Origin of the sequence: Pseudomonas sp. LAIL14HWK12:I10 (assembly GCF_900184205.1) — a bacterium.
GTDB classification, from domain to species: Bacteria; Pseudomonadota; Gammaproteobacteria; order Pseudomonadales; family Pseudomonadaceae; genus Aquipseudomonas; species Aquipseudomonas kermanshahensis.
Genome location: NZ_FXWU01000008.1, coordinates 91,609 through 113,848 on the forward strand (window position 1 = coordinate 91,609; position 22,240 = coordinate 113,848).

The 22,240-nt window shown below is 63.1% G+C and carries 20 protein-coding genes and 1 riboswitch; of the genes, 9 read left to right on the forward strand and 11 right to left on the reverse strand.

What is annotated here, in order from left to right; translation table 11 throughout:
• Window positions 1–230: 230 nt before the first annotated feature.
• Window positions 231–689, reverse strand: coding sequence for a hypothetical protein (locus QOS90_RS18510; protein ID WP_027594811.1), 459 nt, complete (start codon window positions 687–689; stop codon window positions 231–233).
• Between the two features lie 149 nt (window positions 690–838).
• Here QOS90_RS18510 and QOS90_RS18515 point away from each other — a divergent pair, with 149 nt between their 5' ends.
• A complete protein-coding gene (locus tag QOS90_RS18515) occupies window positions 839–1,027 on the forward strand; it encodes a hypothetical protein (protein WP_027594812.1) in 189 nt (62 codons plus the stop codon).
• A 36-nt stretch (window positions 1,028–1,063) separates the two neighbouring features.
• Here the strand turns inward: QOS90_RS18515 and QOS90_RS18520 are convergent, their stop codons facing one another.
• The gene (locus tag QOS90_RS18520; protein WP_085273484.1) at window positions 1,064–1,438 is read right to left on the reverse strand and encodes a fe2+ zn2+ uptake regulation protein; all 375 of its coding nucleotides are present in this window, start codon (window positions 1,436–1,438) and stop codon (window positions 1,064–1,066) included.
• 196 nt (window positions 1,439–1,634) lie between these two features.
• Between QOS90_RS18520 and pvdQ the strand changes: the two genes are divergently transcribed.
• Complete coding sequence (gene pvdQ, locus QOS90_RS18525) at window positions 1,635–3,926, forward strand: bifunctional acylase PvdQ (protein ID WP_085273523.1); 2,292 nt, start codon at window positions 1,635–1,637, stop codon at window positions 3,924–3,926.
• 139 nt (window positions 3,927–4,065) lie between these two features.
• Here the strand turns inward: pvdQ and QOS90_RS18530 are convergent, their stop codons facing one another.
• Together QOS90_RS18530 and QOS90_RS18535 are read right to left on the reverse strand one after the other, a co-directional pair.
• Complete coding sequence (locus tag QOS90_RS18530) at window positions 4,066–4,788, reverse strand: UDP-2,3-diacylglucosamine diphosphatase (RefSeq protein ID WP_085273483.1); 723 nt, start codon at window positions 4,786–4,788, stop codon at window positions 4,066–4,068.
• Window positions 4,785–5,288 (reverse strand): peptidylprolyl isomerase, encoded by a 504-nt coding sequence (locus QOS90_RS18535; RefSeq protein ID WP_085273482.1) that lies wholly within the window; start codon window positions 5,286–5,288, stop codon window positions 4,785–4,787. The genes QOS90_RS18530 and QOS90_RS18535 overlap by 4 nt, the downstream gene beginning before the upstream one ends.
• Window positions 5,289–5,537: 249 nt before the next feature.
• Here QOS90_RS18535 and QOS90_RS18540 point away from each other — a divergent pair, with 249 nt between their 5' ends.
• Together QOS90_RS18540 and cysS are read left to right on the forward strand one after the other, a co-directional pair.
• A complete protein-coding gene (locus QOS90_RS18540; RefSeq protein ID WP_027594817.1) occupies window positions 5,538–7,241 on the forward strand; it encodes a glutamine--tRNA ligase/YqeY domain fusion protein in 1,704 nt (567 codons plus the stop codon).
• Window positions 7,242–7,250: 9 nt separating this feature from the next.
• Window positions 7,251–8,633 (forward strand): cysteine--tRNA ligase, encoded by a 1,383-nt coding sequence (gene cysS, locus QOS90_RS18545; protein ID WP_085273481.1) that lies wholly within the window; start codon window positions 7,251–7,253, stop codon window positions 8,631–8,633.
• A 45-nt stretch (window positions 8,634–8,678) separates the two neighbouring features.
• Here the strand turns inward: cysS and QOS90_RS18550 are convergent, their stop codons facing one another.
• Window positions 8,679–9,566: an EamA family transporter gene (locus tag QOS90_RS18550; protein ID WP_085273480.1), complete on the reverse strand. Its 888-nt coding sequence runs from the start codon at window positions 9,564–9,566 to the stop codon at window positions 8,679–8,681.
• 113 nt (window positions 9,567–9,679) lie between these two features.
• On the opposite strand from QOS90_RS18550, the gene QOS90_RS18555 reads away from it, so the two are divergent.
• On the forward strand, window positions 9,680–10,525 hold the full coding sequence (locus tag QOS90_RS18555; RefSeq protein ID WP_085273479.1) for an AraC family transcriptional regulator: 846 nt from the start codon (window positions 9,680–9,682) through the stop codon (window positions 10,523–10,525).
• Here QOS90_RS18555 and QOS90_RS18560 read toward each other — a convergent pair.
• From QOS90_RS18560 to QOS90_RS18580, 5 genes are all read right to left on the reverse strand, one after another.
• Window positions 10,438–11,829 (reverse strand): sensor histidine kinase, encoded by a 1,392-nt coding sequence (locus QOS90_RS18560; protein ID WP_085273478.1) that lies wholly within the window; start codon window positions 11,827–11,829, stop codon window positions 10,438–10,440. The genes QOS90_RS18555 and QOS90_RS18560 overlap by 88 nt on opposite strands.
• A complete protein-coding gene (locus QOS90_RS18565) occupies window positions 11,807–12,487 on the reverse strand; it encodes a response regulator transcription factor (protein ID WP_027594822.1) in 681 nt (226 codons plus the stop codon). Before QOS90_RS18565 ends, QOS90_RS18560 begins: the two co-directional genes overlap by 23 nt.
• 158 nt (window positions 12,488–12,645) lie before the next feature.
• Window positions 12,646–13,665 carry a branched-chain amino acid aminotransferase gene (locus QOS90_RS18570; protein WP_085273477.1) on the reverse strand — a complete coding sequence of 340 codons (1,020 nt, stop codon included), beginning with the start codon at window positions 13,663–13,665 and terminating at the stop codon, window positions 12,646–12,648.
• A 375-nt stretch (window positions 13,666–14,040) separates the two neighbouring features.
• On the reverse strand, window positions 14,041–14,400 hold the full coding sequence (locus tag QOS90_RS18575) for a hypothetical protein (RefSeq protein WP_085273476.1): 360 nt from the start codon (window positions 14,398–14,400) through the stop codon (window positions 14,041–14,043).
• Entirely contained in the window at window positions 14,397–14,774 is a 378-nt protein-coding gene (locus tag QOS90_RS18580) for a glyoxalase superfamily protein (protein WP_027594825.1), read from the reverse strand. The genes QOS90_RS18575 and QOS90_RS18580 overlap by 4 nt, the downstream gene beginning before the upstream one ends.
• A 111-nt stretch (window positions 14,775–14,885) precedes the next feature.
• Window positions 14,886–15,099: riboswitch (cobalamin riboswitch) on the forward strand.
• A 100-nt stretch (window positions 15,100–15,199) separates the two neighbouring features.
• Here QOS90_RS18580 and cobW point away from each other — a divergent pair.
• The 4 genes from cobW to QOS90_RS18600 are packed head-to-tail and all read left to right on the forward strand — an operon-like array spanning window position 15,200 to window position 21,712.
• The gene (gene cobW, locus QOS90_RS18585) at window positions 15,200–16,267 is read left to right on the forward strand and encodes a cobalamin biosynthesis protein CobW (protein ID WP_027594826.1); all 1,068 of its coding nucleotides are present in this window, start codon (window positions 15,200–15,202) and stop codon (window positions 16,265–16,267) included.
• Between the two features lie 3 nt (window positions 16,268–16,270).
• Window positions 16,271–20,032 carry a cobaltochelatase subunit CobN gene (gene cobN, locus QOS90_RS18590; RefSeq protein WP_085273475.1) on the forward strand — a complete coding sequence of 1,254 codons (3,762 nt, stop codon included), beginning with the start codon at window positions 16,271–16,273 and terminating at the stop codon, window positions 20,030–20,032.
• A gap of 1 nt (window position 20,033) precedes the next feature.
• A complete protein-coding gene (locus QOS90_RS18595; RefSeq protein ID WP_027594828.1) occupies window positions 20,034–21,044 on the forward strand; it encodes a magnesium chelatase ATPase subunit I in 1,011 nt (336 codons plus the stop codon).
• Window positions 21,045–21,097: 53 nt separating this feature from the next.
• Window positions 21,098–21,712: a vWA domain-containing protein gene (locus tag QOS90_RS18600; protein WP_085273474.1), complete on the forward strand. Its 615-nt coding sequence runs from the start codon at window positions 21,098–21,100 to the stop codon at window positions 21,710–21,712.
• A gap of 129 nt (window positions 21,713–21,841) precedes the next feature.
• Here QOS90_RS18600 and QOS90_RS18605 read toward each other — a convergent pair whose 3' ends face one another.
• Entirely contained in the window at window positions 21,842–22,108 is a 267-nt protein-coding gene (locus QOS90_RS18605; RefSeq protein WP_013972506.1) for a hypothetical protein, read from the reverse strand.
• Window positions 22,109–22,240 lie beyond the last annotated feature (132 nt).

The following is a 22,240-nucleotide window of genomic DNA, read 5'->3' on the forward strand; positions in this document are numbered from 1 at the left end:
TGTAGATGCGGTAAGCGATCACCTGCGGCGTTGTGTCGAAGGTGTGACCGAATTCTCAGGTAGAGCCAAGGTGCGTCGCTAGGCGCCATATAGGCTTGGGTTTGTAGCCTCGTTGAACAGTGTTTGCAGGCAGTGATTTCCCTTCTTGTAGGACATGCCTTCAACTATTCGCTGCAGCCGGTGAATTCCCGCTGTGACACGCCATGGCTTACCTGCTGGGTCAGTGACCCTCAGTCGCACGGATAGAGGCTCAACAGGCTTGCGCTTCTCAGGTATGCCTTGGGGGTCGTGCTCATGCCTTGGGGCAGGGCGCGCCAGTCGACCAGCAGGCACAGCGCGTTGAACGCATGCTCGGCGCGTTTTCCTACAATGCGATCGGGAAAATTTCGGCGATAAAGTGCCCGGGTCTGCTTCACTGCGTGCACCTGGTCGGCCTGTGCCAGTGTTTGTCGGGCCAACTCCGGTAACAGGGTTGCCGGCACGGTGAAGTGCACCTGGAAGGCATGAGCCTGCAGGTAACCCGCTTCGCGAACGCTGTACCAGAGTTGCTGCCATTGGCTGGACCCGGCGTTGGTCGCCAGTTCACTGCCTAGCTTGAGCAACTGTTCGGGGGGTGTCTGGCGCGTGTCCAGCGCGTAAAGAGGTAAGGGCGTCACAGCAAGGGATGCGAGCAGCAGGGATTTGTACATAGTGCCTCCGGCACGGGCGATGAGGGCCCATGCTTTCAGGCGAGTGGCACCACACTAAGCAGGAAATGCAGCGCCAGTGCGGGTGGGCGTTGTATCATTGCCGCGGCTCGTTGCGAGCCTTTTGCCCCTGATGTTGCAAGGAACTTTCAATGACACACGTGCAGCGCCTCAAATATTCACTTCTGATCATACTGGTAGTACTGGGCCTCATGGTTGGCCTGTCCCACCTGCAAAAGCAGGGCACGATCAGTGAGCAGACCTTCCAGTTGCTGGCGATCGCCATTGCGGTGGTCGTGGTAGTCATCAACGGCATTCTGCGGCGCAAGGTCAAGCCCTGACCTGTGCGGGCCGGCCAGGCGTGGCCGGCCGTACGCTCAGCGCGGGGACGCTTGATCCAGCACGGCGCGGGCCTGGGGGTTGAGGCTGTAGCATTTGTCGCTGCCCAGGTTGATGACGCCTTCAGCGCACAGCCGCTTGAGCACTTCACGCACGCTCAGGAACGACAGTGGAATGTCCAGTTGTTCCAGTTGTGCGTGCACGCCACGCACGCCAATGCTGCGGCCATTACGGTCGGCCGCATGCAGCGCATCGATGACCTTCAAGCGGATCAGGCTGGTGCGCAAGCCAAAGGTGCGTAAAAGTTCGCGAATCTGTTCGTTACCGACACGTTCTTCGGCGAAAACGTCCTGTCCCTTGGGCGCTTTGCCGGGTACGCGTGCAGCCTGCATTGAGGGTTGCGGGTTGTACATGTGAATGCTCCTTTTCGTGGACGAACCCGAAATGTGGTTGCCTCACTTACTAGGACGAATGAGAACGGAAAATCTGCAGCCCGCTCGAAAAAAAATCTGCCTTTCCTGTTCAAGACGTTCTATCGCCTTGTAATACGTAAAATTTTCATTCAGCCATTCGTCTGATCGGGATGACCCCTGGATCCGAGGTGTGCCCGTGTTCTCAATTTCTCGTCCCATGACCAGCGCAGGCCTTGCGGCTGCGCTGGTCGCCTTCAGCACTGCCGCGCTGGCGCAGCCCGCCAGCACGGATGCCAGTGCCCAGATCCGGCGTACCAGCTACGGAGTGCCGCACATTGTGGCCAAGGATGAGCGCGGCCTTGGGTATGGCATCGGCTATGCCTACGCACAGGACAACCTGTGCCTGTTGGCTAACGAAGTGCTGACGGTCAGCGGCGAGCGATCGCGGCACTTCGGTGCCAAGGCCAAGACCGTCGAGCAACGGGACAACCTTGCCAGCGACCTGTTCTTCACCTGGCTCAATACGCCGAGCGCTGTGGGGGCATTTCTGCAGGCACAACCGGCACCGGTGCGTGACCTGCTCGATGGCTATGCACGCGGCTTCAACCGTGCCCTCGCCGAGCGCCGCAGCCAAGGCCTGCCGGCAGAGTGCGGGAAGGGTGACTGGGTGCGGCCGATCACCAGCGAAGACTTGATCAAGTTGACCCGTCGACTGTTGGCTGAGGGGGGCGTAGGACAATTCGCCGAAGCGTTGGCAGGGGCACAGCCCCCCTCATTGACCAGCCAGCGCGAGGCCACAGGCTTTGCCACGGCGTTGGCCCGGCAGGAGCGTTTTGCCTCGGAGCGCGGCAGCAACGCGGTGGCCGTCGGTTCGCAGCGCTCGGCCAATGGCCGTGGCCTGCTGCTGGCTAATCCGCACTTTCCCTGGATGGGCGGCATGCGCTTCTACCAGATGCAACTGACCATACCGGGCCAGCTGGATGTGATGGGGGCGGCACTACCGGGCTTGCCTGTGGTGAACATCGGTTTCAACCGGCATCTGGCGTGGACGCATACGGTCGACACGTCAAACCATTTCACCCTTTATCGCCTTCAGCTCGACCCGAAGGACCCGACCCGCTACATGCTCGATGGCAAGTCACTGCCGTTGATGCGGCAGGCTGTCAGCGTTACGGTCAAGGCCGAGGATGGCACCTTGAGCCAGGTAGAACGCCAGGTCTACAGCTCGGAATTCGGGCCAGTGGTGCAATGGCCTGGGCGCCTGGATTGGGACGCGCACGCGGCCTACAGCCTGCGCGACGCCAACCAGGGCAACACGCGGGTGCTGCAGCAGTGGTACCGCATCAACCGCGCCGACAGCTTGGACGCGTTGAAGGGTTCGGTGCAGCAGTTGCAGGGCATTCCCTGGGTTAACACGCTTGCTGTCGATGAGGGGGGCGGGGCGCTGTACCTGAACCAGTCGGTGGTGCCGTACGTCGACCAGCAACTGCTGAGTGAGTGCGGCAACCCCAAGGCGCAAGGGCGCATGGTGGTGCTCGATGGCTCGCGCAGTGCGTGCCAGTGGAAGGTCGACGCGCAGGCGGCGCAGCCCGGCATCTTCCCCGCACGATTGCTGCCGAGCCTCGAGCGCAAGGACTTCGTGCAGAACTCCAACGACCCTGCCTGGATGGCCAACCCGGCTCAGCCGTTGACCGGGTTTTCGCCGCTGGTCAGCCGCGATGACCAGCCGCTCGGCATGCGTGGGCGGTTTGCCCTGCAGCGCCTGCAAGGCACGGCCAAGTTCGGTGTGGACGACCTGCAGCGCATGGTGATGGATGATGAGGTCTACCTCGCGAGCCTGCTGCTGCCGGACCTGCTGGCGTGGTGCAAGGGTGCTGAGGCAGATGTGCAGCCTGTCTGTGCCAGCCTGGTCGCCTGGAATGGCAAGGCAGACCTGGACAGCGGCGTTGGCCTGGTGCATTTCGAAAACATGCTTGAGGCCCTGATGGCTCACCCTGAAAGCTGGCGGGTAGCGTTCAACCCGGCCGACCCGCAGCATACGCCGCGTGGCCTGGCGGTCGAGCAGGCGGCAGTGCGCAAGCTGCTGCACCAGGCGGCGCTGGCGTCCCAGCAGCAAGTGGCCAAAAGCGGGGTAGGGGGCGATAGCCGTTGGGGGCAGGTGCAGCAGGCTATCGATGGTACGCCGGTGCCTGGCGGGCCGCAGGGGCTTGGGGTGTACAACGCGATCCACAGTGTGCCGCATGGGCCGGGCAAGCGCCTGGTGGTCAGTGGTACCAGCTACCTGCAACTGGTCAGCTTTACCGAACAGGGGCCGCAGGCGCGCGGGCTGCTGGCGTTTTCACAGTCAAGCGAGGCGGGCTCGGCACATGCGCATGACCAGACCAAGGCGTTCTCGGCCAAGCAGTTGGCAGTGATTCCGTTTACCGAGGCGCAGATAAAGGCAGATCCTGAGTATCGCGAGACAGTGATCAGCGAAGGGGATAGATAAGTGAATCTGGGGCTGCTTCGCAGCCCATCGCAGGCAAGCCAGCTCCTACAGGTACAGCGTATTCCCAGGGATTCGCACATACCTGTAGGAGCTGGCTTGCCTGCGATGGGCTGCAAAGCGGCCCCAGATTTCCGGGTAGTCAGGAAAACTCGAACGGCGTTAACTGAAAGCCCTGCTCGTCGACCTGCAGGGTCCAGCCCCGGCGGTCCCAGTCCCCCAGCACAATGCGCCGTGCCGGTTGCCCGTCCACCACCAGCTTGTGAATCGCCGGCCGGTGGGTGTGACCGTGAACCAGTGTCCTGACACCGTGCGCCGCCATCACCTTGGGCACTTCCTCTGGCGTGACGTCGACGATTTCCGTGGCCTTCATGCGCGTTTGCGTGCGGCTTTCACTGCGTAGCTTGCGCGCCAGCTTGTGCCGCGTGGACAGCGGCAGGTGCCGCAGAATCCAAAGGCTCAACGGGTTGCGCAGGTAACGACGCAGCTTCATGTAGGCCACGTCCCGCGTGCACAGCGTGTCACCATGCATCAGCAGCACCTGCTCACCGCCCAGTTCGACAACGCTCGGGTCGGCCAGCAAGGTGCAGCCCGCGGCATCGCAAAAGTCCTGACCAATCAGGAAATCACGGTTGCCATGCATCAGGTAGACCGCCGTACCGCTGTCGCTCAACTGGCGCATGGCCTGGCAGATCGATTGCTGGAACGGCGTCATGGCATCGTCGCCGATCCACGCTTCGAAGAAGTCGCCCAGGATGTACAGCGCTTTGGCATGCCGCGCACGGCCATCGAGCAGATCAAGAAACGCCCGGGTGATATCCGGGCGTTCTTCTTGCAGGTGCAGATCGGAGATCAGCAGTATCACCCAATGATCTCGGCTTTCTCGATGATCACGTCTTCTTTCGGTACGTCCTGGTGGCCCGCTTTCGAACCGGTGGCGACTTTTTCGATAGCGTCGACGATTTCACGGCCTTCGATCACTTCGCCGAATACTGCGTAGCCCCAACCCTGCACGTTCTTGCCGCTGTGGTTGAGGAAGTCGTTGTTGGAGGCGTTGATGAAGAACTGCGCCGAGGCCGAGTGCGGCTCCATGGTGCGGGCCATGGCGATGGTGTACTTGTCGTTCTTCAGGCCGTTGTCGGCTTCGTTCTGGATGCTGGCACGCTTGTCACGCTTTTCGTTCATGCCTGGCTCGAAACCGCCGCCCTGGATCATGAAGCCCTTGATCACACGGTGGAACACGGTGTTCGAGTAGTGACCGGCTTCAACGTATGCCAGGAAGTTGGCAACGGTCAGCGGGGCTTTTTCGGCGTTCAGTTCCAGGACGATGTCGCCGTGGTTGGTGGTCAGTTTAACTTTGGACATGCTGAAATTCGCTCTTTCAAGGCATTAAGGAATTAGGGTGCGCAGTGCGCGGGTTATCACCTGACGCAGTATCAGGCGATCGCGACACAATGGCGCGCACAGGCCATTTTGCCAGCCTGGGGCAAAAAGCCGTGATAAATCACGCCAGTTTGTCCGAGCCCGGCTGTCAGCAGCTTGACTGCTTCGGCTATGATAGGCCCTTTGATTCAATCGGCCTACCCAGGCCGGACACGTGCATTCAAGGATCCTATGAGCAAGCCCACTGCCGACAACGCGCCCAACGCCGCTGCCAAAGGCGCCCCCGCTGTCCCTGCGAACTTCCTGCGGCCGATCATCCAGGCCGACCTGGACTCGGGCAAGCACAGCAGCATCGTCACCCGCTTCCCGCCGGAGCCCAACGGTTACCTGCACATTGGTCACGCCAAGTCGATCTGCGTGAACTTTGGCCTGGCCAAAGAATTCGGTGGCGTCTGCCACCTGCGATTCGACGATACCAACCCGGCCAAGGAAGACCAGGAATACATCGACGCCATCCAAAGCGACGTCAAGTGGCTGGGCTTCGACTGGGCCGGCGACGTGCGCTATGCCTCCAACTACTTCGACCAGTTGCACGATTGGGCGGTCGAGCTGATCAAGCGTGGCAAGGCCTATGTCTGCGACCTGACCCCTGATCAGGCCAAGGAATACCGCGGCAACCTCAAGGAGCCTGGCAAGAACAGCCCGTTCCGCGAGCGCAGCGTCGAAGAAAACCTCGACCTGTTCGCACGCATGAAGGCCGGCGAGTTCAAGGACGGGGAGCGCGTGCTGCGGGCCAAGATCGACATGGCGTCGCCGAACATGAACCTGCGCGACCCGATTCTTTACCGCATCCGTCATGCCCACCACCACCAGACCGGTGACAAGTGGTGCATCTACCCGAACTACGACTTCACCCACGGCCAGTCGGACGCCATCGAGGGCATTACCCACTCGATCTGCACCCTGGAGTTCGAAGGCCACCGTCCGCTGTACGACTGGTTCCTCGACAACCTGCCGGTGCCGGCGCACCCACGTCAGTACGAGTTCAGCCGCCTGAACCTGAACTACACCATCACCTCCAAGCGCAAGCTCAAGCAGCTGGTCGACGAGAAACATGTCGACGCTTGGGATGACCCGCGCATGTCGACCCTGTCCGGCTTCCGCCGCCGCGGTTACACGCCGGCGTCCATCCGCAATTTCTGCGAGATGATCGGTACCAACCGTTCCGACGGCGTGGTCGACATGTCGATGCTTGAGTTCAGCATCCGTGACGACCTCGATCGCACCGCGCCACGTGCCATGTGCGTACTGCGCCCGCTGAAAGTGGTCATCACCAACTACCCGGAAGGCCAGGTCGAGCAGCTCGAACTGCCGCGCCACCCGAAGGAAGACATGGGGGTACGGGTACTGCCGTTCGCCCGCGAGCTGTACATCGACCGCGACGACTTCATGGAAGAACCGCCAAAGGGCTACAAGCGCCTGGAGCCTGCCGGTGAGGTGCGCCTGCGTGGCAGCTACGTGATCCGCGCTGATGAAGCTATCAAGGATGCCGACGGCAACATCGTCGAACTGCGCTGCTCGTACGACCCGGACACCCTGGGCAAAAACCCGGAAGGCCGCAAGGTCAAGGGTGTGATCCACTGGGTGCCGGCCGCAGGCAGCGTCGAGTGTGAAGTGCGCCTGTACGACCGCCTGTTCCGCTCGCCAAACCCGGAAAAGACCGAGGACGGCGGCAGCTTCCTGGACAACATCAACCCAGATTCGCTGCAAGTGCTGACCGGCTGCCGCGCCGAACCGTCGCTGGGCCAGGCACAGCCTGAAGACCGCTTCCAGTTCGAGCGCGAAGGCTACTTCTGCGCCGACCTCAAGGACAGCCAGCCGGGTCGCCCGGTGTTCAACCGCACCGTCACCCTGCGTGACTCCTGGGGCAGCTAAGGAACCGTCGTGCTTAACATCTACAACACGCTGAGCAAAACCAAGGAAGCCTTCAAGCCGCTGGATGGCAACAAGGTGCGCATGTACGTGTGCGGCATGACCGTGTACGACTACTGCCACCTTGGCCACGGCCGCAGCATGGTGGCCTTCGACCTGGTCACCCGTTGGCTGCGCAAGAGCGGCTACGAGCTGACCTATGTGCGCAACATCACCGACATCGACGACAAGATCATCAACCGGGCCAACGAGAACGGCGAGACCTTCGACGCGCTGACCGCCCGCATGATCGACGCGATGCACGAAGACGAGCGCCGCCTCAACATCCTGCCGCCGGACCAGGAACCACGTGCCACCGATCACATCGCGGGCATGCACGCCATGATCCAGACGCTGATCGACAAGGGCTACGCCTACGCGCCGGGTAACGGCGACGTGTACTACCGTGTAGGCAAGTTCGTCGGCTACGGCAAGCTGTCGCGCAAGAAGATCGAAGACCTGCGCATCGGTGCCCGCATCGAGGTCGACGAGGCCAAGCAAGACCCGCTGGACTTCGTGCTGTGGAAGGGCGTCAAGCCGGGCGAGCCGAGCTGGGAATCGCCGTGGGGCCCGGGCCGTCCGGGCTGGCACATCGAGTGCTCGGTGATGTCCACCTGCTGCCTGGGCGAGAGCTTCGACATTCACGGTGGCGGTAGCGACCTGGAGTTTCCGCACCACGAGAACGAGATCGCCCAGAGCGAAGCGGCCACCGGCAAGCAGTACGCCAATGCCTGGATGCACTGCGGCATGATCCGTATCAACGGCGAGAAGATGTCCAAGTCGTTGAACAACTTCTTCACCATCCGTGACGTGCTCGAGAAGTACCACCCGGAGGTAGTGCGCTACCTGCTGGTGGCCAGCCACTACCGCAGTGCCATCAACTACTCCGAAGACAGCCTGCGCGATGCAAAAGGCGCGTTGGAGCGCTTCTACCACGCCCTGCGCGGCTTGCCACGGGTGGCGGCCAAGGGTGGCGAGGCGTTTGTCGAGCGCTTCAGCATGGCGATGAACGACGACTTCGGCACCCCCGAAGCCTGCGCCGTGCTGTTTGACCTGGTGCGCGAGATCAATCGCCTGCGCGACAGCGATCTCGACGCGGCAGCGGGCCTTGCTGGCCGCCTGCGTGAGCTGGGCGATGTGCTGGGTGTGCTGCAGCTGGAGGCCGACGACTTCCTGCGTGCAGGCGCAGAAGGCAAGGTCGATGCGGCTGAAGTGGAAGCGTTGATCCAGGCGCGCCTGCAGGCGCGTGCAGACAAGAACTGGGCGGAATCCGACCGTGTTCGTGACCAGCTGACCGCCATGGGCGTGGTGCTGGAAGACGGCAAGGGCGGGACTACCTGGCGCTTGGCCGACTGATCAATGGCGCGAGGGGCTGCCACGCAGCCCTTTCGCGACACGCCACTAAACAGCAGGCAGCGGTTTTCTCCCCAGCACCGCTCGCCCTTTTTTCATGCCAACCGCCAGCGCTGACAAGATCAGGGCAATACACAGCCACTCCCAGCCGCTAGGCACCTCATCCACGATCAAGGCTGAGCTGACGATGCCGAATACCGGAATCAGCAGCGACAGCGGCGCTACCGTGGACACCGGGTATTCGCGCAACAGGTAATTCCATCCCCAATAGCAGAAGTGCGTCGCGGCATACACCTGGAAGACCAGGGAAAAGACCACGATGGCATTCGTCTGCGCTGCCAGTGCCACGAACGGGGTTGCGCCATGCAGCCACCACGTGAGCGACAGCAAGGGTATTGGTGCAAATAGGCTGGCCCATACCACGAAGGCAAAGATCTCCTTCACCTTTGACAGCTTGATGATGACGTTGCCGATGCTCCAGGCCAGGGCACTGATCAAGACCAGCAGCAACCCTGTTGTCGTGGTTTTGCACGGGCTTGCTGCGAGGATGCCAACCAAGCCGGTCGCCGCTAGCACGATGCCGACCAGTTGCGGGCCGGTCAGGGGCTCGCGAAACAGCAAGCAGCCCCACGCCAGGGTAAAGAATGCACTGAACTGAATCAGTAGCGAGGCGCTGCCTGGTGGCACACCCATGGCGATGCCGAGATTGATCAATGCCCACATGGCTACGCCGAAGATCAGACCATAGGCACCTAACCAGCGGACGGCAACCTTGGGGCGCTTGACGAAAAACACCCACGGCAATGCGCACAGCGCGAAGCGTAAGCCGGTGAGCAGCAGGGGGTCGACTTGGGCCAAGCCCAGTTTGGTGATAGGGAAGTTGAGGCCCCATAGGGCTGTGACCAGGACGGCAAGGGTCAGGTGTTTTCTGTGCATGGTTTGGCAATCTTCTGAGGTCGCGGCAGTGCGCCTTGACGCTTCAGTCACTATGCCGCGGTAACGGTTTGGCCCGCTTTCAATTCAAGGTCGAATCCAATTAAAATCAGGCCATGACCTACGTTGAAGATACGCTGTACGACGACACGCCGTGTGATGTGGTGGTGACGAGAAAGGCCTTTGCGGATGGCGAACTGTTCCCGATGCATCGCCATGGTCGAGGCCAGTTTGCCTTTGCCGCTTGCGGGGTGATCACGGTTGCAACCGAATCAGGTAATTGGGCCGTGCCGCCCTTACGGGCCATCTGGGTGCCTGCACAAGTGGCCCATGCCATGCAAATGCGCGGCCCGGTGACCATGCTCAATGCCTATATTTGCCCGCAGGCCGCCGAGCGGGTTGGGTTGCCTGGGCATTGCCAGGTGTTTGCGGTTTCCCCTTTGGTGCAGCAGCTGCTTGAAAAGGCGATCGAAGTGCCTGCGCAATACCCCTTGCAGGGGCGTGATGCCTGCTTGATGGGCTTGCTGCTGCATGAAATTGCCGACATGCCGGCGCTGTCGCTGAATGCGCCGATCCCCGAGGAGCCGCGCCTTGCGCGGGCATGCCGAGCGTTTCTGGCGGCGCCTTCGCTGCAAACAGGCATCGATGGCATGGCGGACTGGGCCTGCATGAGCCGGCGCACGTTCACGCGCCAGTTTCGCGTGTACACCGGGATCAGCTTCATTGAATGGCGCCAGCAGGCATGCTTGCTGGACGCCGTGGTGCGGCTTGGCAAAGGAGAGCCGGTCACCCGCGTCGCGCTGGCGCTTGGCTACAGCAGCCCGAGCGCCTTTGCGACCGTGTTCAAGCGCTTGCTGGGCGAGGCGCCCAGCCGCTACTTCGATGCCCCCGTCAATGGGCAATGCAGTACCAGCCTGGCGCCGCCCAGTTCGCTGGCGCCTACCTCCAGCCCAAACCCATGAAGGTCGACGATCGCGGCAACGATCGACAGGCCCAGCCCGAAGCCTGGGTGCCGGTGACCTTCCTCGCTGCGATAAAACCGCTTGAGTACCGCCGTACGTTCCTCTTCAGGAATCCCCGGGCCGCTGTCCTCAATGGCGATGTGCAGGCCTTGGTCGTCCTGCGTCGCCAGCACGCGCACGCGGCCACCCTCTGGGGTGAACTTGATAGCGTTGCCCACCAGATTGGCCAATGCCTCGAACAGCAGTTCGCGGTCGCCGTGCAGCGCCGGTAGCTGCGCGGGCTGCTCAAGCTCCAGGCGAATGCCGCCATCCTCGGCCAATGGCAGGTAGAAGTCGTGCAGCTCTACCAGCAGATCGTGCGGGTCGAGTTGTACAAAACCCGCACGCCGCTGACGGTCCTCCAGTTCACTGATGCGCAACAAGCCGCGAAAGCGCGCCATCAAGGTATCGGTTTCGCCAATCGCCTGGTCCAGCGCCTCGGCCTGCGCCGAGTCGGTGGCACTCTGCTGGCGAATTCGGTACAGCTGCGCGCGCAGGCGGGTCAGCGGCGTGCGCAGGTCGTGGGCAATGTTGTCGCACACCCCCTTGACCTCGTGCATCAACCGCTCGATGCGGTCGAGCATGGCATTGACGATGGCGGCAAGCATGTCCAGCTCGTCGCGACGGGCTGACAGCGGCAGCCGGTGGGTGAGGTCGCCGGCGACGATCAACTCGGCCTGGGCCTGAATCGCGCGGATGCGCTTGAGCGGCCTGCGGCGCAGCAGGTACCAGCCGGCAAACCCGGGGATCAAGGTCAGGGAAATACCCCAGAGCAGGGCATGCAGGATGATCCGCGTGACCACGAACAACGAGCCATTGTCCCGTACCAGCACCAGCCAACGGCCATCCTGCACTTTGATGGCCACGGCGTCGCAGCTGTCGCGTGGCATGTGCGGGTCATCGGCGTCCAGGCAGCGTTTGAGCTCATGCACCTTGCCGTCCAAGCCTAGCTCTGAAGGCAGCGTGCGCAGGCGGCCGCCAAGCGGGTTGAGCTGGGCATCGAACAGGCCGTAGGCATCGAAGCTGCGTTCTTCGAAGGCCTGGCTGGCGATCAAGGCGTCGTCCAGTTGCTTGCCGCTCATGTGTGCGAACAGGTGCTGGCGCTGCAGCATGGAATGGCGGGTCAGTTTGTTCAGGTAGCTGGAGACCTCGAAGTACAGCACCCCCATCAGGATGCTGCTCCAGGCCACGAACAGAAAGCTGTACAGCGCCAGCAAGCGGCTGGTTGACGAGCTCCAGCCCTTAGACGGGTTCAGCAATGGCATAGCCGGAGCCCCGTACCGTACGGATCAGCGGCGATTGGCCGGGCGAGTCGATCTTCTTGCGCAAGCGGCCGATGTGGACGTCGATGAGGTTGGTGCCCGGGTCGAAGTGATAGCCCCAGACTTCTTCGAAGATCATCATCCGCGTGATCACCTGGCCGCTGTGGCGCATCAGGTATTCGAGCAGTTTGTACTCGGTCGGCAGCAGGTTGAGGGTGTGCTCGCCGCGGCGTGCTTCGTGGCTGATCAGGTCCAGCTGCAGGTCGGCGACTTGCAGGCGGGTCTGGGTCATCGGCACGCTGTTGCGGCGCAGCAGCACCTCGACACGGGCGGCCATTTCGTCCGAGGCGAACGGCTTGGTCAAGTAGTCATCCCCCCCGGCACGCAGGCCACGCACGCGTTCGTCAACGTCGGACAGGGCGCTGATCATCAGGATCGGCGTGGCGATTTTCAGGTTGCGCAAGGTCGTGACGATGGTCAAGCCATCGACTTCGGGCAGCATGCGGTCCAGGGTAATCAGGTCGTAGCCACCGGCAATCGCCTTGGCCAGGCCTTCCCGGCCATTGTCGGCCCAATCCACGTCCAGGCCGTGGCTGGAGAGTTCGGCGACGATTTCCTGGCCGGTGACGGCGTCGTCTTCGATGGTCAGTACGCGTGGCATGCTGGTTCCTGGGCGGCGAATAGAGGCTTGATTGTGCCAAAGAATAGACAAACGGCGATTTAAGAAAAATTCATCTGGCGGTTCGGGCCCGACCCAGCAGCCAAAAAAAAGGGCATGCCATCATCTGGCATGCCCCTTTGTCAGGCTTGCAAAGCGCCTCAGGCGACCTTGACGATCCAGCCTGCTGGTGCTTCGACGTCACCGCTCTGGATGCCGGTCAGCTCGTTGTAGAGCTTTTGGGTTACCGGGCCGACTTTTTCCAGGTCATGGAAGACGTGCAGCTTGCCGTTGTACTCGATGCCACCGATCGGGGTGATTACCGCAGCGGTACCGCAAGCGCCTGCTTCGATGAAACGGTCGAGGTGGTTGATCTCTACATCGCCTTCGATCACTTTCAGGCCCAGGCGCGAGGACGCCAGTTCCATCAGCGACAGGCGGGTGATGCCTGGCAGCACGGAGGCCGATTTCGGAGTTACGAACTCGTTGTTGGCGGTGATGCCGAAGAAGTTGGCCGAACCGACTTCCTCGATCTTGGTGTGAGTCAGCGGATCGAGGTAGATGGCGTCGGCGAAGTTGTTTTTCTTGGCTTCAGCGCCCGGCTGCAAGCTGGCGGCATAGTTGCCACCGACCTTGGCCGCGCCGGTGCCTTGTGGGGCGGCACGGTCGAAGCTGGAGATCTGGAAGTTGTGCGGCTTCATGCCGCCTTTGAAGTACGAGCCAACCGGGATGGCGAAGACCGAGAAGATGAACTCGGGGGCGGTGCGCACGCCGATGTTGTCACCGGTGCCGATTACGAACGGGCGCAGGTACAGGGCGCCTTTGCCATGGGGCGGCACGAAACGCTCGTTGGCCTTGACCACTTGCTTGCACGCCTCGATGAACACATCGGTCGGCACGTGTGGCATCAGCAGGCGGGCGCAGCTGCGCTGCATGCGTGCGGCGTTCTGGTCCGGGCGGAACAGGTTGATCGAGCCGTCCTTGCAACGGTAGGCCTTCAGGCCCTCGAAGCACTGTTGGCCGTAGTGCAGGGCAGTGGAGCCTTCACTGATGTGCAGTACGTTGTCTTCGGTCAGGGTGCCCTTGTCCCACTCGCCATTGCGCCATACGGACAGGTAGCGTTTATCGGTCTTGATGTAGTCGAAACCCAGCTTGTCCCAGTTAATGCTCTCGTTACTCATGACACCCTCGATTGTCTTGCAGATGCCCGATCGCTCGGGCTGCTGTTATATGCGCACCACGCCACGATAATACATCCGTCGCGGATCGGGAACGGCCAGTCACGAAACAGCGTGCGATTGGGTGGGGGGAGGGCGTATGTCTGGGGTTTTGCGCCGCCCTTGAGATCGAGCGCCGCCCGCGCGGCGCTTCGCAGCACAAGGCTGCTCCTACAGTCAGTTTCGGGCCAATTATTCCTGAGGCATTGACGCCCGCCTCGATACTGGCCCGAAACAGACTGTAGGAGCAGCCTTGTGCTGCGAAGCCCCGCGCAGGCGGGGCTCGATCTCGAGTGCGCCGAAGACCCTCCGCCATACACCCGGGCCACTACTTCTATCTCAGCGCCCCCGCAACCGCTTACCCCAATCCCCGCCGTGGCTCCGACTACAAGCCTCTTCACTGTCAAACCGCACATGCCAGGCCGGGTGATCCAGCCGTATCCCCACTTCATCAAGCGCCTGACAGGTCAACGCCAGCATCCGCGCTTTAGCCACCCCAGCCAGCGCTGCAGCCTTGTCTGCCTCGCGCTCGAATACCCAGGTAATGCGCAGGCTGGCAGGAAAACTGTCGGGGTCAAGGTGATGGGTAAGCCAGGTGAACCCGACAATCTCTGCCTTGGCCGTTTCGCAGGCTTCCGTCAGGCAAACCACCAGCTCACGCTCCACACGGGCCATTTCGCGCTTGCCCATGGCCTTCATTGCGCGGCCTCATCATCGATCTGCTGGCAGAAGCGCAGGCGGTTGCCAAACGGGTCATGGACCTGCATCTGCAGGCCCCAGTCCAGGCGTTCGGCTTCGGGCCGGGCGTAGCCGTAGCGTTTGGCCTGCAGTTCGCGCTCGAGGGCGCGCAGGTCGTCGAGGCGGGCGAACACGGTCGAACCCGGGGTGGCATCGCCGTGGTGTTCGCTTAGGTGCAGGATCAGCCCGTCGCGGTGGATTTGCGCGTACAGGGGCAGGTCCGGGCTGAAGCGGTGTTCCCAGTCCAGGCTGAAGCCGAGGAAGTCGAGGTAGAACTCTTTGGCTTTTTCGACCGAGAAAATACGCAGTACCGGGATGGCGGGGGCGAGCGGCATAGGGCGTCCTTGGCCGTTGATGAAGGTGCAACTGTAGCGCAGATGCGCCAATGCCTGTGCGTCTGTCGCGCAATGGCCGACGGCAATGGTTGACCACCTGCCAGCCACTGCGTAGCCTTGCCACTTCGAGGTTCTTCGGCCAGGCCGAAGCTAAGACGGGAACGCGGTACAAGCCGCGGCTGCCCCCGCAACTGTAAGCACCGACAACGGGCCGACACAGCCACTGCGCAAGCGCGCGGGAAGGCGTCGCGCCCTCCAGCCCTGCTATTCAAAGCATGGCAGGTACGGTGCGAGCCAGGAGACCTGCCTCGAGGCGATTTCGACTTTCAACCGGGCGGGGTGATCCGGTGGCGAACAAGCCCGGCCGACCTGGCCCGTGGCTTTCGTCCTGCATGCCCGCGCCATCTTGCCAAGGGCATCGCGACATGAAAACACTGGCCAAACTCCCCGTCACCATCGTTACCGGCTTCCTCGGTTCCGGCAAGACCACCTTGCTTCGCCACATGCTCGACAACGCCCAAGGCCGCCGTATCGCGGTGATCGTCAATGAATTTGGCGAACTGGGCATTGATGGCGAGATCCTCAAACAGTGCAGCATCGGTTGCACCGAAGAAGAGGCCAGCGGCCGCGTGTACGAGCTGGCCAATGGCTGCCTGTGCTGCACCGTTCAGGAAGAGTTCTTCCCAGTCATGCGCGAGTTGGTCGCACGCCGTGGCGACCTTGACCACATCCTCATCGAAACCAGTGGCCTGGCGCTGCCAAAGCCGTTGGTACAGGCCTTCCAGTGGCCAGAAATCCGTAACGCCTGCACCGTCGATGCGGTCATTACCGTGGTCGACAGCCCGGCTGTGGCGGCCGGTACCTTTGCCGCCTACCCAGACCAGGTGGACGCACAGCGCAAGCTGGACCCGAACCTGGACCACGAGTCGCCGCTGCACGAACTGTTCGCTGACCAGTTGGCCAGTGCCGACCTGGTGGTGCTGAACAAGGCCGACCTGATCGACGCCGAAGGCCTGGCCAAGGTCCGCGCCGAGGTGGCCGAAGAGCTGCCGCCCGCGGTCAAGGTGATCGAGGCCAGCAGCGGCCGTCTGCCACTGGACGTACTGCTGGGCGTGGGCGCCGAGTCCGAGGTGCACATCGATGGCCGCCGTACCCACCACGATTCGCACCACGATGGCGATGATCACGACGATCATGACCACGACGCCTTCGATTCGATCTCCATCGACTTGCCAGAAGCCGACGAAAGCCTGTTGCTCGATGCCCTGACCCAGTTGGTGGTCGAGTTCGGCATCCTGCGCGCCAAAGGTTTCGCCGCCATCCCGGGCAAGCCGATGCGCCTGCTGGTGCAAGGCGTGGGTACCCGCTTCGACAAGCACTTCGACCGCGCCTGGCGCGCCGACGAGCCGCGTATCACGCGCCTGGTGCTGATCGGTCAGGACCTGGATGCCGTGCAGCTCGAAGCGCGTTTGCGCCAGACCTTGGGCGCCTGACCCATGCACCTGCTGCGGACCCAGCCCGGCGGCTTCGTGCCGGATGACAGCATTGCCGACCTCGGCCAGACACCCGCCGAACTGGTGATCCTCTGCAGCGGCGATTCACACCTGGCATTGCTCGCCGATACCGCCGAGCAATTGCCCGAGGACTATCCTAGCCTGCGCCTGGCCAACCCGATGCAGGTGCAGAACCACGCCTCGGTCGACCTGTATGTCGACGAGGTGTTGCGCCATGCCAAGGTCATTTTGGTGTCGTTGCACGGGGGCGTTGGCTACTGGCGCTATGGCGTCGAGCAACTGGTCGCCCTGGCGGCCCGCGGCGTGCAGTTGATCCTGGTGCCGGGCGATGACCGCCCGGACCCTGAGCTGACCGGCCTGGGCACCGTGACCGGCGATCAGGCCGAACGCCTCTGGCACTACCTGCGCCAGGGCGGCAAGGCCAACGCCCTCAACCTGTTCAACTGCCTGGCCAACCAATGGCTGGGCCGTGACTATGGCTGGGACGAGCCGCAGCCACTGCCACGCACCTCGGTGTATCACCCGGCCAAAGGCAATGCGCTGCTTGAGGACTGGTACGCGCAATGGCACCCGGAGCATCCGGTGGCACCGTTGCTGTTCTACCGGTCACACCTGCAAGCGGCCAACACCGCGTTCATCGACGTCTTCTGCGAGCGTTTGCTGGCGGCGGGGCTCAACCCCTTGCCGATTGCCGTGGCCAGCCTCAAGGAAAGCGCCTGCTTCGAACAGGTCGAAGCCTGGCTGGACGAAGTCGGCGCCGAGGTCTTGATCAATACCACGGGGTTTGCCTTGTCCAGCCCCGAACGCCCCAACCTGCGCCCGTTCCGCCGCGACATCCCGGTGTTGCAGGCAATTTGCGCGCAGGACAACCAACCGGCGTGGGAAGCCAGCGAGCAGGGCCTGGGCGCGCGTGACCTGGCCATGCACATCGTTTTGCCGGAGCTGGACGGGCGGATCATCACCCGCCCGGTCAGTTTCAAGGACATGGCCTGGCGCAGTGAGCGCAGCCAGTCCGACGTAGTCTGTTACCGCGCCCACCCCGAGCGCATGGATTTTGTCGCCGAGCTCGCTCGGCGCTGGGTAGAGCTGGCCCGGTTAGCCAATGGTCAGAAGCGCGTAGCGCTGGTGCTGGCCAACTACCCGACCCGTGACGGTCGGATCGGCAACGGGGTGGGGCTGGATACGCCGGCAGCGGCCTTGAATATCCTCAAGGCACTGCAGGCCGAAGGGTATCCGTTGGCGGGCCTGCCAGGCACTGGCACGCAGTTGATCCAGCAGTTGCTGGGCGGTGTGACCAATGACCTCGATCACCTGGACCAACGCCCGTGCGCGCAAAGCCTGAGCCTGGATGACTACCAGGCTGCGTTTTCCCGCCTGCCTGAAGCCAACCGCCAGGCAGTGCTGGAGCGTTGGGGGTCGCCGGAGCAAGACCCGATGTATCGCAGTGGCCGCTTGATGGTTGCGGGCTTGCGCTACGGCCTGACCTTCGTCGGCATCCAGCCGGCGCGGGGCTATCAGGTCGATCAGAGTGCGGTGTATCACGACCCTGACCTGGTGCCGCCACATGCGTACTTGGCGTTTCACTTCTGGCTGCGCCATGCCTTTGCCGCCGACGCGGTGATCCATGTCGGCAAGCACGGCAACCTGGAGTGGCTGCCTGGCAAGGGGGTAGGGTTGTCTGCGCAATGCTGGCCTGACGCGCTGCTGGGCCCGCTGCCGAACATCTACCCGTTCATCGTCAACGACCCGGGTGAAGGCGCCCAGGCCAAGCGCCGGACCCAGGCGGTGATCATCGACCACCTGATGCCGCCGCTGACCCGCGCCGAAACCTATGGCCCGCTGCGTCACCTGGAACAACTGGCCGACGAATTCTACGAGGCGCAGCTGCTTGACCCGCGGCGTGCCCGCGAGCTGCAACGCGACATTCTTGAACTGGTCAAGGCCAACCACATCGACCGGGAGCTGCAACTGGAAGGGCAGCTGGACGATGCCGCTGTGTGGCTGCCGCGTCTGGACACCTACCTGTGTGACCTCAAGGAATCGCAGATTCGCGATGGCTTGCACGTGTTTGGCCAGTCGCCCGAGGGCCGGCTGCGTTTGGACACCCTGTTGGCCTTGCTGCGTGTGGAGCGGGGTGACGGCCGGGGTGGCAATGCCAGCCTGTTGCGTGCACTGGCCAAGGCGCTGGTGCCGGGCTTCGACCCGCTCGATTGCGACCTTGGGCAGCCGTGGCAGGGGCTGCGGCCCGGGCCTTTGCAGGCGATCAGCGACGCGCCATGGCGCACCTGTGGCGATACCCGCGAGCGCCTAGAACTGCTGGCCTTGCAGGTGATAGAGCAGGCGCTTGGCGGCACGCTGGTACTGCCGGCCCTGAGCGAGTGGCAACCGGTACGTGATGTGGTGCAGGCATTGTGTGACGCGGTGGCGCCGAGCCTGGATGCTTGTGGTGCGGCCGAGATCAACGGCCTGCTGGCGGCCCTGGCCGGCCGTTTCGTGCCGGCCGGCCCGAGTGGCGCGCCAAGCCGCGGGCGCCTGGATGTACTGCCGACCGGGCGCAACTTCTATACCGTGGATGTACGCAACCTGCCCACCACCACGGCCTGGCGCCTGGGTTTTGCCTCGGCGAGCCTGATTCTCGAGCGCCATTTACAAGACCATGGCGACCACCTGCGCCAGTTGGGCCTGTCGGTATGGGGCACCGCGACCATGCGCACCGGCGGCGACGATATCGCCCAGGCCATGGCCCTGATGGGGGTACGCCCGGTGTGGGCCACCGGTAGCCAGCGGGTCGACGATTTCGAAATCTTGCCGCTGAGCCTGCTCGACCGCCCGCGGGTGGACGTAACCTTGCGGGTGTCTGGGTTCTTCCGCGACGCGTTCGGCAACTTGATCCGCCTGTTCGATGCTGCAGTTCAGGCGGTGGCGGCGCTGGATGAGCCTGATGACCTCAACCCGCTGGCAGCGCGCGTGCGCAGCGAGCGTGAGGCTCTGCAGGCGCAGGGCGTGGAAGCCGAGCAAGCGGCGCGCCAGGCCGGCTGGCGGGTATTCGGGGCCAAGCCCGGTGCCTACGGTGCCGGGGTGCAGAATGCGATCGATGGCCGCTTGTGGCACAGCCGTGACGACTTGGCTGAGGTCTACCTCAACCATGGCGGCTACGCCTATGGTGGCAGTGATGAAGGCACCCCGGCCCGTGAGCAGTTCGCCCGCCGCCTGGGGCAGGTCCAGGCGGTCCTGCAGAACCAGGATAACCACGAGCATGACCTGCTCGATTCCAACGACTACTACCAGTTCCAGGGTGGCATGCTGGCCGCCTCGGAAACCTTGTCTGGCGTGTCGGTGGCCAGCTACCACGGCGACCACAGCCAGGTCGATCGGCCGCGCATCCGCACCCTCAAGGAGGAGCTCAACCGGGTCATTCGTGCCCGTGCGCTCAACCCCAAGTGGATCGACGGGGTAAAGCGCCATGGCTACAAGGGTGCCTTCGAGATGGCGGCAACGGTAGACAACCTGTTCGCCTTCGATGCCACCACGCACCTGATCGACGACCATCATTATCAGTCGCTGGCCGATGCCTACGTGCTCGACCCGGCGACCCGCGATTTCATGCGCGAGCACAACCCCGAGGCGCTGCGCGACCTCACCGAACGCCTGCTGGAGGCCCAGCAACGCGGCCTATGGGAGGCGCCCGGCGATTACCGCGAAGCCCTTGAGGCGCAACTGCTCGACGGCGAGGAACAGGCTTGAAATGAGTGAACCCGTACAATTTCCGCTGGCCGCCGTGGTCGGTGCTGACGCGCTGAAACTGGCCCTGTGCCTGACCGCCATCGACCCGAAGATCGGTGGCGTGCTGATTGAAGGCCCGCGCGGTATGGCCAAGAGTACTTTGGCCCGTGGCCTCGCCGACCTGCTCGGCGAAGGGCCGTTCGTCACGCTGCCATTGGGCGCCAGTGAAGAGCGCCTGGTCGGCACCCTCGACCTGGACGCTGCGTTGGGGCAGGGCAAGGCCCAGTTTTCACCCGGTGTGCTGGCCCAGGCCGATGGCGGCGTGCTGTACGTGGACGAGGTCAACCTGTTGCCCGATACCCTCGTCGACCTGTTGCTCGACGTAGCCGCCAGCGGCACCAACCGCATCGAACGTGATGGCATCTCGCACCGGCACAGCGCGCGTTTTGTGCTGATTGGCACCATGAACCCGGAAGAGGGCGAGTTGCGACCGCAGCTGCTTGACCGTTTTGGCTTGAATGTGGCCCTCGAAGGCTTGCCGGAGCCCCAGGCGCGCCAGCAGATCATCCGCCGCCGCCTGGCGTTCGACAGCGACCCCCAGGCCTTCTGCGCGCAATGGGCAACTGCCCAGGCGCAACTGCGCGAGCGCTGCCAGCAGGCGCGCCACGACCTCGCCCAGATTGCTCTGGACGACCAGGCCCTGGCCTGGATCACCGAGCGCTGCTACGCCGCCGGGGTCGATGGCCTGCGGGCGGACCTGGTCTGGCTGCGCGCAGCACGCGCGCACTGTGCCTGGCGCGGCGGCGAGGCCATTGATGAAGCCGATGTCGAGGCGGTGGCCGAGTTCGCTTTGCGCCATCGTCGCCGTGTATCGCCCCAGCAGCAGCCGCCTTCGACACCGCCTGAGACAGGCCAGCAGAGCGCAAGCAGCCAGGGCAGCCAAGGCGGGCAGAGTGACTGGGGCGCGCTGCCACCACAGCCAGTGACCAGTGGTGCGCGCCGTGAGGTGCCGAACTGGGCAAAAAAGCCCTGAGCATCCGCCAGCCAAAGGCCCAAGGGACGGATGCCAGGCCACGTGCAGGGCAGTTGAAAGGTGCCAGCCGTGGCCGTGTACACAGCACCACTTCGGGCCGAGTAGCCTGGCTGCCGACTTTGCTCAAGGGGCGGCCACGGCTGCGTGAAGACCTCTGCTGGCAACAGCGCAAGGCTCAGCCTGGCGAACTGTGGCTGGTGATCGTCGACGCCTCGGCCTCAACCCGCCGCCACCAGGCGCTGGCGCAGACCAAAGGTTTGCTGGCGGCGTTGTTCGACCAGGCATACCGTCAGCGGGCGCGGTTGGCCCTGCTGACAGCGAGCGGGCAGACGCCGCAGTGGCAGCGACACGGCCTCAAGGCCTCGGCGGCCTTGCAGCCTTGGTTGCAAGCACTGGGGGCAGGGGGGGGTACACCGTTGATTGCTGCGTTGGAGCAAGCGCGGCAGTGGCTGCAGGCGCGGCAGCAGGCTCACCCGCATGAAGCTGTGCGCTGCCTGGTATTTACCGACGGTCGGCTGCAGCACGCGGATAACGTGCAACCGATGGGCTGTGCCACGCTACTGGTCGACATGGAGCTGGCGCCCGTTCGTCTGGGCCGTGCGCAACAATTGGCTGCGCAACTGCAGGCCGATTATCAGCACCTGGAACACTTCAAGGTCGTGGATTGAATAACAGTGCGGCGTGATACTGCGACACAATGTCGCAATAAGGTGTCGCAATAAGAAAAGTTGCAGCGGCAGCAACTGAGAAGTTGCACAAGTGCGTGGCAGGGCACGCACTTGGAGGGGCAATCGCAATTACTTCGGCATCGACCACGGTTGCAGGTCATAACCTTTTTCACACAGCTCGGCGCGCACTTCCTCGATCAGGCTGGCCCATTGCGCAGGGTCGGAATAAATGCGCGAGGACACTTGCTTGCTGCCGATGCGGGTGCTGGTCCGGTCGATCACTGCCAGGCTCAATTCACCAGTACCATTGGGCGCATCCCAGGCTACGCACTGGAAAGGTTCGAAGGCGTGGTCGGCAATCAGCAGTGCTTCGTTGACACGGAGCGGGGCATTCATGGTTCGGTCTCTCTATGGTCCCAAACATCGAAGTGAAGTCCGCGTTGCTTTAAATTCGCCTCAATCATCGCGATATGCAGCGCGGGGTTATGTGTACTGATGCTCGTTGTCCGGGGGCAAGTCACACATTGG

Excerpts from the sequence above, each read along its gene's own strand:
- QOS90_RS18540 (WP_027594817.1), top strand. The coding sequence starts at position 5,538 with ATGAGCAAGCCCACTGCCGACAACGCGCCCAACGCCGCTGCCAAAGGC.
- QOS90_RS18605 (WP_013972506.1), bottom strand. The coding sequence starts at position 22,108 with ATGAATGCCCCGCTCCGTGTCAACGAAGCACTGCTGATTGCCGACCAC.
- QOS90_RS18565 (WP_027594822.1), bottom strand. The coding sequence starts at position 12,487 with ATGCCACGCGTACTGACCATCGAAGACGACGCCGTCACCGGCCAGGAA.
- QOS90_RS18515 (WP_027594812.1), top strand. The coding sequence starts at position 839 with ATGACACACGTGCAGCGCCTCAAATATTCACTTCTGATCATACTGGTA.
- QOS90_RS18520 (WP_085273484.1), bottom strand. The coding sequence starts at position 1,438 with ATGTACAACCCGCAACCCTCAATGCAGGCTGCACGCGTACCCGGCAAA.
- QOS90_RS18575 (WP_085273476.1), bottom strand. The coding sequence starts at position 14,400 with ATGAAGGCCATGGGCAAGCGCGAAATGGCCCGTGTGGAGCGTGAGCTG.
- QOS90_RS18535 (WP_085273482.1), bottom strand. The coding sequence starts at position 5,288 with ATGTCCAAAGTTAAACTGACCACCAACCACGGCGACATCGTCCTGGAA.
- QOS90_RS18570 (WP_085273477.1), bottom strand. The coding sequence starts at position 13,665 with ATGAGTAACGAGAGCATTAACTGGGACAAGCTGGGTTTCGACTACATC.
- QOS90_RS18560 (WP_085273478.1), bottom strand. The coding sequence starts at position 11,829 with ATGCCATTGCTGAACCCGTCTAAGGGCTGGAGCTCGTCAACCAGCCGC.
- cobN (WP_085273475.1), top strand. The coding sequence starts at position 16,271 with ATGCACCTGCTGCGGACCCAGCCCGGCGGCTTCGTGCCGGATGACAGC.
- QOS90_RS18550 (WP_085273480.1), bottom strand. The coding sequence starts at position 9,566 with ATGCACAGAAAACACCTGACCCTTGCCGTCCTGGTCACAGCCCTATGG.
- QOS90_RS18555 (WP_085273479.1), top strand. The coding sequence starts at position 9,680 with ATGACCTACGTTGAAGATACGCTGTACGACGACACGCCGTGTGATGTG.
- QOS90_RS18580 (WP_027594825.1), bottom strand. The coding sequence starts at position 14,774 with ATGCCGCTCGCCCCCGCCATCCCGGTACTGCGTATTTTCTCGGTCGAA.
- QOS90_RS18595 (WP_027594828.1), top strand. The coding sequence starts at position 20,034 with ATGAGTGAACCCGTACAATTTCCGCTGGCCGCCGTGGTCGGTGCTGAC.
- QOS90_RS18510 (WP_027594811.1), bottom strand. The coding sequence starts at position 689 with ATGTACAAATCCCTGCTGCTCGCATCCCTTGCTGTGACGCCCTTACCT.
- cobW (WP_027594826.1), top strand. The coding sequence starts at position 15,200 with ATGAAAACACTGGCCAAACTCCCCGTCACCATCGTTACCGGCTTCCTC.